Genomic DNA, 11833 nt, shown 5'->3' with positions numbered 1-11833 from the left:
GGCGGCCGCGGCCACTTCGGGGACGGAAGCCCCGGAGTTGAGCGCGATGACCTGGGGCAGCCCGAGGGGGCGCAGGTCATAGATGTAGCGAAGTGTCTCAATGTCCGCCGACACCTCGTAGTAGTCCTCGGCGAACGACCGGAACGCCTCGGGGGTCGGGTCGAGGAGCAGCTCGAAGAGCCAGTGCGAGCCGTCGGGGTCCGGGTGGCCCTCGGGGAAGGTGATCCGGCCCGTCTCCCAGGACAGGGCGTCCGCTGCGCGCCACAGGCACACCGTCACCACGGGGCATCCGTTCTCGTCCGTGAAGGCGGGTTCGTCCACGTGGCGCCGGAAGGCCTCGGGCACCGAGTCCAGCACTCCGGGCCAGGGCCGCGGCACGTCCTCGTGGTGGTACGGGCTCAACGGGGACTCGTGGTCGAAGCCGCGGATGTACGCGCCCTCGGGAGCGAAAACCATGTCGTACTCGTCGCCGGATCCGTTCCTCATCGAGGCCGCTTCCTCGGTTTCCGACCACTGGGCGCTGTACGAGTAGATGCACTCGCCGTCTGGGTTCAGGATCGCCTCGGCCATGGCCATCGACCGGCAGAGGTCCTTCAGGGTGCCGATGCCGGGCAGGGCGGCGGCGAGGTCTCGGGCTGTCATGCGGGCCATCCAATCGTGTGCCACCGACAGTGGGTCCGGGGCAGGTGCCGGGCAGCGTCCGGGCCGCACCCGGCTCGCGGCCACCCACGCGCCCGTCCGGCACCGGCAGGGCGTTAGCCTCGGGTGACGAACAAGGAGGCAGTGATGGCGAAGGTTCCGGCCGCGGTGGTGGCCGCCGGGGGGCTTGTCGGTGGGTACGGCGTCGCCCGGTGGACGAGGAAGCGGCAGCTCGGCGGGGTCGTGCTCGCCGCCGCCGGGGTCGCCGCCGCGCGGCAGTGGAAGCAGGAGGCCGGGGGCGTGGCCGCCGGGGCGCTGACGGCCGGGTACGTCGCCGCGTTCGCCGGGTCGCACCCGCTGGCCAAGAAGGTGGGCGCCTGGCCCGCCGTCTTCGGTGTCGCCGGTGCCATGGCCCTCGCCTCCTGGGCCGTGGCCGACCGGCGCGCCTGAGCCCCGTCAGGGCGGGGCGTGACGGTGTCGGCCGGCGCGCCCAGGTGTCCGGCAGGCTTGCGCCCGCCCTTCAGGAAACCGGTTCCTCCAGCCCCCGGAACGCCCTCCGGTACGCGTGCGGGCTCGTCCCCACCACCCGCTTGAAGCGGTCCCGGAAAGTCGTCGGGGAGCCGAAGCCCGCCTGGGCGGCGATGCGTTCGACCGGGTAGGTGGTCGTCTCCAGGAGGTACTGGGCGCGGCGCACCCGGGCCCGGTGCAGCCACTGGAGCGGTGTCGTGCCGGTCTGTTCGCGGAAGCGGCGGTTGAGGGTGCGGGTGCTCATGCCTGCCCGGACCGCGATGTCCTCCAGGGTGAGCTCCCGGTCCGCGTTCTCCTCCAGCCACTCCAGCAGTGGCTCCATGGTCGCGCCCGCCGGGGCCGGGGGCTGGGCGTGGACGATGAACTGGGCCTGGCCGCCCTCCCGTTCGAGGGGCATCACGGACAGCCGGGCGGCGTGGGCGGCGACCGCCGAACCGTGGTCCTTGCGGATCATGTGCAGGCACATGTCCAGCGCCGCCGCCGCGCCCGCCGAGGTCAGGAGCCGGCCGTTGTCGACGTAGAGCACGTTCGGGTCCACGGTCACCTCCGGGTGCCTGGCCGCCAGTTCCCCGGCCGCGACCCAGTGCGTGGTCGCGCGCAGTCCGTCCAGCAGGCCGGTGGCGGCGAGGATGAAGGCGCCGACGCAGATCGAGGCGATCCGGGTGCCGTTCGCGGCCGCCGCGCGCAGCGCCTCCGCGACGCCCGGCGGGAGCGGGGCGGACGGGTCGGCCACGCCCGGCAGGACGATCGTGTCCGCCTCGGCCAGCGCCTCCAGGCCGTACGGGGCGCGCAGGGTGAACGCGCCCGCGCTCACCTCCGCGCCCGCCGTGACCGAACACACCCGGGTCCGGTACGCCGGGCGGCCGTCGGGCAGCCGGGCCCAGCCGAAGGTGTCGATCGGGGCGGAGAGATCGAACGGGATGACCTGGTCGAGTGCCAGTACGGCCACGGTGTGCATGACCAGAGCGTAGGCATGCGCCGGGTTCTCGTCATCCGGGTGCATCGGGTGTACCGGGTGTCCGGCGTCGGCGGCGTTCCGCCTCGCCCGCCGGGTCCCGACGGGCACATGAGCAGGTCAGCGGGCGTACGAACAGGTCGGCGGGCGACCTGGCCTTCACCCCGGGCGAGGAGAAAGCGGCACAGGAGTCCTGGCCGGAATCCGTCGGGCTCTGGCAAAAGTGCCACTTCTCCGTGATCCGCCCGGCCTCTACCGTCACCCCGTGACCAAGTTCCTCCTCGCCGTCCACGTCATCGCCGCGATCGTCGCCATCGGGCCCGTCACGGTCGCCGCGAGCATGTTCCCGCCGGCCGCGCGCAAGGTCCTCGAAGCGCCGGACGACACGAGCGCCCTCGCCACCGTCCGGCTGCTGCACCGCATCTGCCAGGTGTACGCCGTGGCGGGCGTCGCCGTCCCCGTCTTCGGGTTCGCCACGGCGAGCGACATGGGTGTGCTCGGCGACACCTGGCTGATCGTCTCGATCGCGCTGACCGCGCTCGCGGCCGTGGTCCTCGCCGCGCTGGTGCTGCCCCGGCAGAGCGCGATCCTGGAGGGCGCCGTCCAGGGGGAGGGTCGGGGAGAGGGTCAGGGGGAGGACCAGGAAGGGGCGCTCCAGGTGCGGGCCGTGGACCGGGCGGCGACCGTCCGGCTCGCCATGTTCACCGGGATCTTCAACCTGCTGTGGGCCACCGTCACCGTCCTGATGATCATCCGGCCGGGGTCCACGACAGGCGTCTAGCCGATCAGGTATCCCCTGTTCCGGCCGCTGCCCCCGGGCTCTAGGATCCCCGCCATGAACGCAAACCAGCAGCAATCCGCTCCGGGCGCCTACCTGTCCTTCGTCGAGCAGCAGTTGACCGGAGACGGATGCACCACGCGGTGGGAGGACTGGGCCGGGGTGCCCGTGCTCGTGGGGCGGCGGAGCGAGTTCCGGATGCGCTGGATGGGGACGAAGCTGCACCTGTTCACGGTGGCCGCGGCGGTCCCGGAGATAACCGTGCAGGCCATCTCCGGCTTCACCGACCAGGTGATGAAGTACGCCAAGGACAACAAGGGCGGTCTGCCCGTCGGCTTCCAGAACGGCATCGGCGCCTTCCCGCTGCTGGTCAGCGACCGGGTCGATCCGGCGGCCGTGCAGTGGGCCGAGGCCCAGCAGCGGGTCAAGTTCGCCTGCATGACACGGCCCGTCGTGGTCGACAGTTCGCGTCAGTACGTGGGGACGTACCGCGGCAAGCCGATGCTCGGGCGCGTCTACGCCTCGTACTTCAACGAGAAGAGCTCGCGGTACTTCAACGGCCAGTAGGAGGGCCCGTGCCGTCCGGCCGGCCGCGGTGTCTCACCGCAGGCCGGCCAGGGCCCTTTCCTCCTCCATGGCGTCCACCAGGTCCGTCCTGAACTGCCGTGCCACCGCGCTCACGACCAGCACCGCGGTCGCCCCGAGCAGTGTGACGGCCGCCCAGGTCAGCGGCCACACCCCGGCGAGACCGTCCGCGGGACCGGGATGGGTCCGCAGCGACACGTGGAGCAGGACCGCCGGAGGCGCCGCGACCAGGAGCAGCGGCCAGGCCAGCGCGTCCCGGAGTCCGAAGTGGACGGCCAGGAGCAGCAGGACCGCGGCGAGGGCGAGGACGCCCGTGCCCGTCAACGGGGTGGTCTCCACGACGGAGCCCGGCGACTCGGGGCGGTTGCGCAGGTCCCAGGGGAGACAGACGAGGTACGCCGCGCAGGAGAGGGCGGCGCCGAGCACACGCGTCAGCCAGCGTTCCGACCAGGGGCGCGTTCGCAAGGGGCGGAGCAGTTTCTCGGTCATGCGTACGAGGGTTCCGTGTCCGGCGCGGCCGCGACAGAGTACGCGTACTCAGAACGGGCTCCCCGGACACCCCGGAAAGGACTACTCGTACGGAACCCGCGCACGGAGCCTCTCGTACGGGCGCCTCTCCTGTCGGCCGGTACGGGCCCGCCCCCGTACCGGCCGCCCTCGCGGGTCGGCGCCGCCCGGCTCAGGTCGCCTGCGCCGAGGACGCCGGGGCGCCCGTCCTTGCCGGTGCCGTCGACAAGGGTGCGGCGATGTCCTCCAGGGAACGGCGCTCGGCCTTGACCGCGAGGAACACGGCGACCAGACCCGCGGCGCACATCAGGGACGCGCCGATCTGGAACGCGAGCACCGTGTCGGCGACGACGCCGGACTTCGTGAGGTCGGCGAAGACCAGCGGGCCGCTGATGCCGCCGGCCGCGGTGCCGATGGCGTAGAAGAAGGCGATGGCCATCGCGCGGGTCTCCATCGGGAAGACCTCGGAGACGGTCAGATACGCGCTGGAGGCGCCCGCCGAGGCGAAGAAGAGCACCACGCACCAGCAGGCCGTCATCGTCACCGCGTTCAGCGAACCCTGGTCGAAGAGCCAGGCTGTGACGAAGAGCAGCAGGCCCGAGAGCAGATAGGTCGAGGAGATCATCACCCGGCGGCCGAGGGTGTCGAAGAGCTTGCCCAGCAGCAGCGGGCCGAGGAGGTTGCCGGCCGCGATGACGGCGAAGTAGTAGCCGGTGGCGCCGGTGGGCACGTCGAAGAACGTGGTGAGGATGGCGCCGAACCCGAAGGTGATCGCGTTGTAGAGGAAGGCCTGGCCGATGAAGAGGGCGAGGCCGAGCACGGCCCGTTTCGGGTACTTCCCGAAGACGGTCCTCGCGATGACGCCGAAGCCGATGCTCTTGCGCTGCTCGATGGTGATCTCGCCCTCGGCCGGTGGCAGCGGTTCGCCCCGTTCCTCCTCGATCCCCTCCTCCACCGAGGCGACCAGTTCCTCCGCCTGATCACCGCGGCCGTGGATGAACTGCCAGCGCGGGCTCTCCGGGACGTGCCGCCTGACCAGCAGGATCACCAGGCCGAGGACCACGCCGAGGCCGAAGGTCAGCCGCCAGCCGAGGTCCTTGGGGAAGATATCCGTGTTCAGCATGACGATCGACAGCAGTGCGCCGCCGATCGCGCCGAGCCAGTACGTGCCGTTGATGATCAGGTCGACCCGGCCGCGGAACCGGGCGGGGATGAGCTCGTCGATCGCCGAGTTGATGGCCGCGTACTCGCCGCCGATGCCGAAGCCGGTGAGGAAGCGGAAGGTGAAGAACCACCAGGCGTCGAAGGACAGGGCGGTCAGGGCCGTCGCCGAGAGGTAGACGGCCAGCGTGATCATGAAGAGCTTCTTGCGGCCGTAGCGGTCGGTCAGCCAGCCGAAGAACAGGGCGCCCGCGCAGGCGCCCGCCACGTAGAGCGCCGCCGCGATGCCGGTGACCTGCGCCGAGGTGATGGACAGGCCGCTGCCCTCCTCGGAGAGCCGGCCCGCGATGTTGCCGACGGTGGTGACCTCCAGGCCGTCCAGGATCCAGACGGTTCCCAGTCCGATCACGATCATCCAGTGCCAGCGGGACCACGGCAGCCGGTCCAGGCGGGACGGGACGTTCGTGGTGACCGTGCCGGTGGCGGCGGGGCCGGGGGCCGGTGAGGCGGCCGGTGCGGACATGAGGTTCCCTCTCCGTGGGGCGGGCCCCGCCCGGGTGAGGTCCCCCTCCGCCGGGCGAGCCCGGTCCGGGTTCCCGCCCTGCGGCCGGTCAACCCCCCAGCGCCTGTGACACCACGTAGATCAGCAGTCCGGCCAGGGAGCCGACCACCGTGCCGTTGATCCGGATGAACTGCAGGTCACGGCCGATGTTCGCCTCGATCTTCTTGGTCGTGTGCTCGGCGTCCCAGCCCGCGACCGTGTCCGTGATGAGCGAGGTGATCTCCTTGCGGTACGTCGTCACGACGTACACGGCGGCGCCCTCCACCCAGCCGTCCACCTTGGCCTGGAGCTTGGGTTCGGTGGCCATCCGGGCGCCGAGGGACAGCAGGGAGGCCCGCACCCGCAGCCGCAGTTCGCTGCGCTCGTCCTCGGCCGCGGACACGATCATCGACCGTACGGCCGTCCAGGCGGAGGCGATCAGGTCCTGGACCTCGCCGCGGCCCAGCACCTCGCCCTTGAGGCGCTCCACGCGCGCGCGGGTGTCGGTGTCGGACTGCAGGTCGGCGGCGAAGTCGGTGAGGAACCGGTCGAGGGCGCCGCGGGCCGGGTGGGTCGGGGAGTCGCGCATCTCGGTGACGAAGCGGAGCAGTTCCTTGTAGACCCGCTCGCCGACCTTCCTGTCGACGAAACGGGGGGTCCAGCCGGGCGCGCCCCCCTGGACGGCGTCCATCACCTGGGTGTCGTGGAACACCAGCCAGTCGTGGGCGCGGGTGACCACCAGGTCGACGAACCGTCTGTGGCCGCCGTCCACGACGATCTTCTCCAGCATCTTGCCCATGCCGGGCGCGATCTCCTGGGCGTCCGCGCGGCGGGTGATCGCCTCTCCGACGACGGCCTGCACGTCGGAGTCGCGGAGCACGGTCAGCGCGCCCCTGAGCGCGGCGGCCAGTTCGGCCGTGACCCGGTCCGCGTGCTCGGGGTCGGCGAGCCAGGCCCCCAGTCTGTTGCCGATGCCCACCGCGCGCAGCCGCTGGCGGACGACCTCCTCGGAGAGGAAGTTCTCGCCGACGAACTCGCCCAGCGAGACGCCGAGCTGGTCCTTCTTGGTGGGGATGATCGCGGTGTGCGGGATGGGCAGGCCGAGCGGGTGCCGGAAGAGGGCCGTGACCGCGAACCAGTCGGCCAGCGCGCCGACCATGCCCGCCTCGGCCGCCGCCGCGACGTAGCCGGCCCAGGCGCCCGCGCCTTCGCTCGATGCCCACTTGGCCAGGACGTAGACGAGGGCGACGAAGAGGAGCAGGCCGGTGGCGGTCGCCTTCATCCGGCGCACTCCGCGGCGCTTCTCCTCGTCGGCGGGGCTGAAGGTGTTCATCGCCCGGCCCGGCGGAGCGGGGGCCGTCCGGCCGTTCACCGTGCCCGAGACGTTCCCGGCGCCCGCGGTGCCCGCGGTGTGCCCGGCGTCCACCGGGCGCCCGGGGCTCCCGGCGGTCGAGGCGCTCTCGCCGCTCCCGGGGCTCCCGCCGTTCGACGCGTTCCCGGAAGCCCCGGCGTCCGTGGCGTTCCCGGGGCGGGCATGCCGTTCCATGCCGTCCGCCTCACCCGAATTCGTGCGTTCCATTCACTCCACCCGTTCGCAGGCCACGTCGCGCGCCGTACCCATTGTTCCTTTCTGCCTGTCTTCCTTCCTCCCCCTTCCTCACCGACTCCTGGAACGGCACGGGAGTTCCCGGCGTCTGTCCGGAGGAGGGATCGACCGGGGGACCCCCAGGGGGGCGCGTCGAAGTCCCCCCGTCCCATGGCACATCATGGAGTGATCCCACCGGAGCCCCGAGCTCCCTCGTCCGAGGAGAAACGCACCGCATGACCAAGCGTCACGGTTATGCCCTGCTCGCTGCGATCCTTGCCGTGGTCGTGGTCCTTTCCGCAGCCATATACATCGGCGTCGCGGCCGACGACGGCACCGGCGCCAAGGCCACCGTCGCCAGTGGCCACACGTCGCACGACGCCGCCCCCGCCTCCGCCGGCACCTGGGTCGGCGCCTGGTCCACCTCCCCGGCCGGGGCCGAGCCCGGCACGGAGCCGAACGGGCTGGCGGGCCGCTCCGTGCGCAACGTCGTGCACACGGCCGTCGGGGGTACGAGTGCCCGCATCACGCTGTCCAATCTCTTCGGGCGGCAGCCGCTGGTCGTCACGCACGCCACGATCGCCGTCGCCGCGGCCGAGAACGACGCCGCCGCCGCGGCCGGCACCATGCGCCGCCTCACGTTCGGCGGCGCCACGACGGTCACGGTCCCGGCCGGCGGACAGGTCACGAGCGACGCCGCACGCGTGCGCATCCCGCACGACGTGGACGTCCTCGTCACGACGTACTCACCGACCCCGTCCGGCCCGGTCACCTACCACCCGCGCGCACAGCAGATCTCCTACGTCGCGGACGGCGACCGCGCGGAGGACGTGAGCGCCGTCCCGTACACCGGACGCAGCCCGTACTGGCGCTACCTCACCGCGCTCGACGTGCTCAGCGACGAGACCACGGGCACCGTCGTCGCCCTCGGCGACTCGCTCACCGACGGCGTCACCTCCACCGTGGGGGCCGACCGCCGCTGGACGGACGTCCTCGCGGAGCGGCTGCGCGCCTCGGCCGGATCCGGCGGCACGCCCCGCTACAGCGTCGTCAACCAGGGCATCAGCGGCAACCAGGTCCTCGACGCGGGGCCCGGCAGGCCGGCCGACAGCCCCAGCGGGCTGAGCCGGTTCGGGCGTGACGTGCTCGGCCGTACGAACGTCAGGGCCGTCGTGATCGACCTCGGCGTCAACGACATCCTGCGCAACCCCCGCCAGGTCGACCCCCGGACCGTGACCGACGGCCTGCGGACCCTGGTACGGCGGGCGCACGCGCGGGGACTGCGGGTCGTCGGCGCCACCCTGATGCCCTTCCAGGGCCACCGCGGCTACACGGACGCGCGGGAGGCCGTGCGCCGGGCGGTGAACGCGGAGATCCGGGCCGGGAAGGTGTACGACGCCGTCGTCGACTTCGACGCGGCGCTGCGCGACCCCGGCGCCCCGCGCCGGCTGCGGCCCGACTACGACTCGGGCGATCATCTGCACCCCAGCGACAAGGGGTTCCGGCGGATGGCCGAGGTGTTCGACCTGTCGGCCCTGAAGGGATCGGTCCCGGCGGAGCTGTGATCCGCCGGGAGCCGGCGGCCGCCCGTCGTGGTGGGACCGGCGGCCCGCGGCTCAGTAGCCGCCGTCGCGCCGCCGGTGGCGGTCCTCCCGGCGCTCCCGGTGCCGCTCCCTGCGCTCCTCGTGGCGCATGCGGCGCTCCTCATGACGCTCACGGCGCTCCTCGTGGCGCTCGCGCATCAGGTCGCGGGCCTCGTCGAGCGCGTCGTACATGTCGTCGAGGCCCCCGTCCCGCGAGCCCTGGAGCTCCTTGCGGGCCTCACGGCGCTCCAGCTTCTCCTGGCGCCGCTCCTCCTTGAGGCGCTGGCGCTCGGCGCGGGTGAGCTTGCGCTCGACACCGACACCGCCCCAGAAGGCGAAGCCCGTGACGACCACCCTGGGCGCGCCCGGGTCGCCCGGCCGGCCCTCCTCACGGTGGTCGAAGCCGCCCATGATGCCGATGCCGCGGACGACGACCTCGACACCGGGCGGCACGATGACGTTCAACCCGCCCATGAAGGCGACGCAGTTGATGACGACCTCACGGTCCGCGAAGTTCGCCTCGCGCAGGTCGATCTCGCCGCCGCCCATGAAGGCGAAGGAGTTGAAGCGCTTCGGCACCGTCCAGCGGCCCTTGCGCTCGAAACCGGACAGGACCGCCACGGCCCACGAGGACGAGCCCTCGCCGCCGACGATCCGCGATCCCCAACTCCCGTCGTCCACGGGCTGCTTGACCATGGAGACGCGGGGAGCCGTCGCCGCCCCCGGCAGATCGCGGGTGATCGGCGCCAACTCCCCGTAGGTACGGGCCGCGTACGTCGCCTCCAGCCGCTCCTCGAACTCCTCCATGTCGAGACGGCCCTCCGCGAGGGCGTCCCTCAGCTGTTCGGCGACTCGTTCACGATCGGCGTCGGAGGCGCGCAGCTCCGGGAGTTCGTCGGTCATGGGCAGCAGCCTACGAGGTCCCCCGCCCGCGGGCCATCCGGCCCGCCCTCGCAGAAGTTCTCCCTATGAGACCGCTTTCCCCGCGTACATGCGGCTGATGACCGCCTCGATGTCCGGCTCCCGCACCGAAAGGTCCACCAGCGGATATTCCGCCGCGATCCGCGCCACCAGCGGAGCGGCCGACATCGCCGCGGGGAAGGCCAGCCACTGGCGCGGCCCCTCCACCTTCACCACCCGCGCCGACTCCGTCTCGATCGGGGGCAGTTCCCGCTCCAGGTCCACCACCAGGGTCCGCTCGCTCTCCCCCACCTCGTGCAGCCCGCTCAACGCGCCGTCGTACATCAGCCGCCCGTGGTCGATGACCATCACCCGCCGGCACAGCTGCTCGATGTCGGTGAGGTCGTGCGTGGTGAGCAGGACGGTCGTGCCGCGATCGGCGTTCAGGTCCCGCAGGAACTCCCGCACCCGCACCTTGCTGACCACGTCGAGCCCGATCGTCGGCTCGTCGAGGTAGAGCACGTCGGGGTCGTGCAGCAGGGCCGCCGCGATGTCGCCGCGCATCCGCTGCCCCAGCGACAGCTGCCGCACCGGGACGTCCAACAGGGCTCCGAGCTCCAGGAGTTCGACGCAGCGGTCGAGGTTCTCCCGGAACCGGGCGTCCGGCACCCGGTACATCCGGTGCATGAGCCGGTACGAGTCGATCAGCGGGAGGTCCCACCACAGCGTCGTCCGCTGCCCGAACACGACCCCGATCCGGCGCGCGACCCGGGTGCGCTCGCGGGACGGGTCGAGACCGGCGACCCGCAGCCGCCCGGCGGAGGGCGTGAGGATGCCGGTGAGCATCTTGATCGTGGTCGACTTGCCGGCGCCGTTCGGGCCGATGTAGCCGACCATCTCACCGCGCTCCACGGTGAAGGAGATCGAGTCGACGGCCCGCACCCGATGCCGCTCGCCGCGCAGGAACCCGGTCCTCCTGCGCACGTCGAAGACCTTCTCGACCCCGTCGAGCTCGATGAACCCCGCTCCCGGTCCCGGCTCCCCGCCCGGACCGGCCGGTTCCCTGTCTGCGGCGACGGCCACGGCCTTTCCCCTAACTTCCCGTGCTCCGGTAGGCGCGCAGCCCCGCGCGCCAGGCGATCCCGGCCAGCGCGCAGCACAGCGCCGCCACGGCCGGTGGTGCGAACGCGACCCACGTCGGCAGGTCGAGCGGATAGGGCCGCCCCAGCACGTACAGCGCGGGCAGCCAGTTGACGAAGGCGAGCGGGAGGACGAAGGTCACCCCGCGCAGCATGTCCTTGGCGAAGACGGTCGGCGGGTACTGCAGGAGGGTGTTGCCGCCGTAGGTGAAGGAGTTCTGCACCTCGGAGGCGTCCTGGGCGAGGAACTGGAAGGCGGCGCCCGCCACGAACACCGCCGAGAAGATCGCCGCGCCGCTGAGCAGCATCATCGGCATCACCAGCACCTTGAGCGGCGTCCAGTGGATGTCGAGGACGGTGAGGGCGTACCCGAGCACGAGCAGCCCCTGGGTGATCCGGCCGAGGCGGCGCAGCGCGAACCGGTCCGCGGCGACCTGCGCGAGCACGGGCGCCGGGCGCACCAGCAGGGTGTCCAGCGTGCCGTCGCGCACCCGGCGCCCGAGCCGGTCCATCGAGCCGAGCGCGAGGTCCGCGAACCCGAACGCGACACCGGACACGCCGTAGAGCAGGGCGACCTCGGGCAGGCTGTAGCCGCCCAGCCGGTCGACCCGCGAGAACATCAGCAGGATCGCCACGAAGTCGAGCGCGGTCGCCGCGAAGTTCCCGAAGGCGGTCATCGCGAACGAGGCCCGGTAGGCCATCGTCGAGCGGATCCACATCGCGGTGATCAGCCGGTAGGAGCGCAGCCCGTCCCGCAGCCGTTCGAGCGCCCCCTGCCGCTCGAACGGGAGGGCGTCCGCCGCACGGACCGCCGGTTCGCGGAGGGGCCCGGCCCCGGCCCGTGCCGCCCGCTCCCGCGCCGGTTCCGGCACGCCCGCCCCGGCCCGCGTCCCCGGCTCCCCCGCCGGACCCGTCACGACCCCCGCACCCCG

General features: G+C 72.4%; 12 protein-coding genes. 4 read left to right on the top strand and 8 right to left on the bottom strand.

What is annotated here, in order from left to right:
* A partial coding sequence (locus CW362_RS40650; RefSeq protein WP_167455665.1) for a hypothetical protein occupies positions 1 to 642 on the bottom strand: 642 nt, incomplete at its 3' end.
* A 144-nt stretch (positions 643 to 786) separates the two neighbouring features.
* Between CW362_RS40650 and CW362_RS40645 the strand changes: the two genes are divergently transcribed.
* The gene (locus CW362_RS40645; protein WP_103554612.1) at positions 787 to 1089 is read left to right on the top strand and encodes a hypothetical protein; all 303 of its coding nucleotides are present in this window, start codon (positions 787 to 789) and stop codon (positions 1087 to 1089) included.
* A gap of 70 nt (positions 1090 to 1159) precedes the next feature.
* Here the strand turns inward: CW362_RS40645 and CW362_RS40640 are convergent, their stop codons facing one another.
* Positions 1160 to 2125: a GlxA family transcriptional regulator gene (locus tag CW362_RS40640; protein WP_103554616.1), complete on the bottom strand. Its 966-nt coding sequence runs from the start codon at positions 2123 to 2125 to the stop codon at positions 1160 to 1162.
* Between the two features lie 262 nt (positions 2126 to 2387).
* Between CW362_RS40640 and CW362_RS40635 the strand changes: the two genes are divergently transcribed.
* Together CW362_RS40635 and CW362_RS40630 are read left to right on the top strand one after the other, a co-directional pair.
* Entirely contained in the window at positions 2388 to 2903 is a 516-nt protein-coding gene (locus CW362_RS40635; protein ID WP_103554615.1) for a hypothetical protein, read from the top strand.
* 54 nt (positions 2904 to 2957) lie between these two features.
* On the top strand, positions 2958 to 3467 hold the full coding sequence (locus CW362_RS40630) for a levansucrase (protein ID WP_103554611.1): 510 nt from the start codon (positions 2958 to 2960) through the stop codon (positions 3465 to 3467).
* A gap of 33 nt (positions 3468 to 3500) precedes the next feature.
* Here CW362_RS40630 and CW362_RS40625 read toward each other — a convergent pair whose 3' ends face one another.
* From CW362_RS40625 to CW362_RS40615, 3 genes are all read right to left on the bottom strand, one after another.
* Positions 3501 to 3974 (bottom strand): hypothetical protein, encoded by a 474-nt coding sequence (locus CW362_RS40625; RefSeq protein ID WP_103554610.1) that lies wholly within the window; start codon positions 3972 to 3974, stop codon positions 3501 to 3503.
* A gap of 190 nt (positions 3975 to 4164) precedes the next feature.
* The gene (locus CW362_RS40620; protein WP_103554609.1) at positions 4165 to 5676 is read right to left on the bottom strand and encodes an MFS transporter; all 1512 of its coding nucleotides are present in this window, start codon (positions 5674 to 5676) and stop codon (positions 4165 to 4167) included.
* Between the two features lie 88 nt (positions 5677 to 5764).
* On the bottom strand, positions 5765 to 7273 hold the full coding sequence (locus tag CW362_RS40615) for a DUF445 domain-containing protein (protein WP_240658316.1): 1509 nt from the start codon (positions 7271 to 7273) through the stop codon (positions 5765 to 5767).
* 242 nt (positions 7274 to 7515) lie between these two features.
* Here CW362_RS40615 and CW362_RS40610 point away from each other — a divergent pair, with 242 nt between their 5' ends.
* Positions 7516 to 8844, top strand: coding sequence for an SGNH/GDSL hydrolase family protein (locus CW362_RS40610; protein ID WP_103554608.1), 1329 nt, complete (start codon positions 7516 to 7518; stop codon positions 8842 to 8844).
* A gap of 51 nt (positions 8845 to 8895) precedes the next feature.
* Here the strand turns inward: CW362_RS40610 and CW362_RS40605 are convergent, their stop codons facing one another.
* From CW362_RS40605 to CW362_RS40595, 3 genes are all read right to left on the bottom strand, one after another.
* The gene (locus CW362_RS40605) at positions 8896 to 9765 is read right to left on the bottom strand and encodes a DUF1707 SHOCT-like domain-containing protein (protein ID WP_103554607.1); all 870 of its coding nucleotides are present in this window, start codon (positions 9763 to 9765) and stop codon (positions 8896 to 8898) included.
* 63 nt (positions 9766 to 9828) lie between these two features.
* A complete protein-coding gene (locus CW362_RS40600; protein ID WP_103554606.1) occupies positions 9829 to 10845 on the bottom strand; it encodes an ABC transporter ATP-binding protein in 1017 nt (338 codons plus the stop codon).
* Between the two features lie 10 nt (positions 10846 to 10855).
* Positions 10856 to 11773, bottom strand: a complete 918-nt coding sequence (locus CW362_RS40595) for an ABC transporter permease (RefSeq protein WP_240658317.1) — start codon at positions 11771 to 11773, stop codon at positions 10856 to 10858.
* Positions 11774 to 11833: the final 60 nt, after the last annotated feature.

Origin of the sequence: Streptomyces populi, assembly GCF_002911015.1 — a bacterium.
In the GTDB taxonomy this organism is placed as follows: Bacteria; Actinomycetota; Actinomycetes; order Streptomycetales; family Streptomycetaceae; genus Streptomyces; species Streptomyces populi.
Note: the sequence above shows the minus strand (reverse complement) of the source record. Positions and strands in the feature narration are given on the sequence as shown.

What these genes read in the sequence shown, in the direction of transcription:
- CW362_RS40645 (WP_103554612.1), top strand. Translation starts at nt 787, where the DNA reads ATGGCGAAGGTTCCGGCCGCGGTGGTGGCCGCCGGGGGGCTTGTCGGT.
- CW362_RS40640 (WP_103554616.1), bottom strand. Translation starts at nt 2,125, where the DNA reads ATGCACACCGTGGCCGTACTGGCACTCGACCAGGTCATCCCGTTCGAT.
- CW362_RS40630 (WP_103554611.1), top strand. Translation starts at nt 2,958, where the DNA reads ATGAACGCAAACCAGCAGCAATCCGCTCCGGGCGCCTACCTGTCCTTC.
- CW362_RS40625 (WP_103554610.1), bottom strand. Translation starts at nt 3,974, where the DNA reads ATGACCGAGAAACTGCTCCGCCCCTTGCGAACGCGCCCCTGGTCGGAA.
- CW362_RS40620 (WP_103554609.1), bottom strand. Translation starts at nt 5,676, where the DNA reads ATGTCCGCACCGGCCGCCTCACCGGCCCCCGGCCCCGCCGCCACCGGC.
- CW362_RS40615 (WP_240658316.1), bottom strand. Translation starts at nt 7,273, where the DNA reads ATGGAACGCACGAATTCGGGTGAGGCGGACGGCATGGAACGGCATGCC.
- CW362_RS40610 (WP_103554608.1), top strand. Translation starts at nt 7,516, where the DNA reads ATGACCAAGCGTCACGGTTATGCCCTGCTCGCTGCGATCCTTGCCGTG.
- CW362_RS40605 (WP_103554607.1), bottom strand. Translation starts at nt 9,765, where the DNA reads ATGACCGACGAACTCCCGGAGCTGCGCGCCTCCGACGCCGATCGTGAA.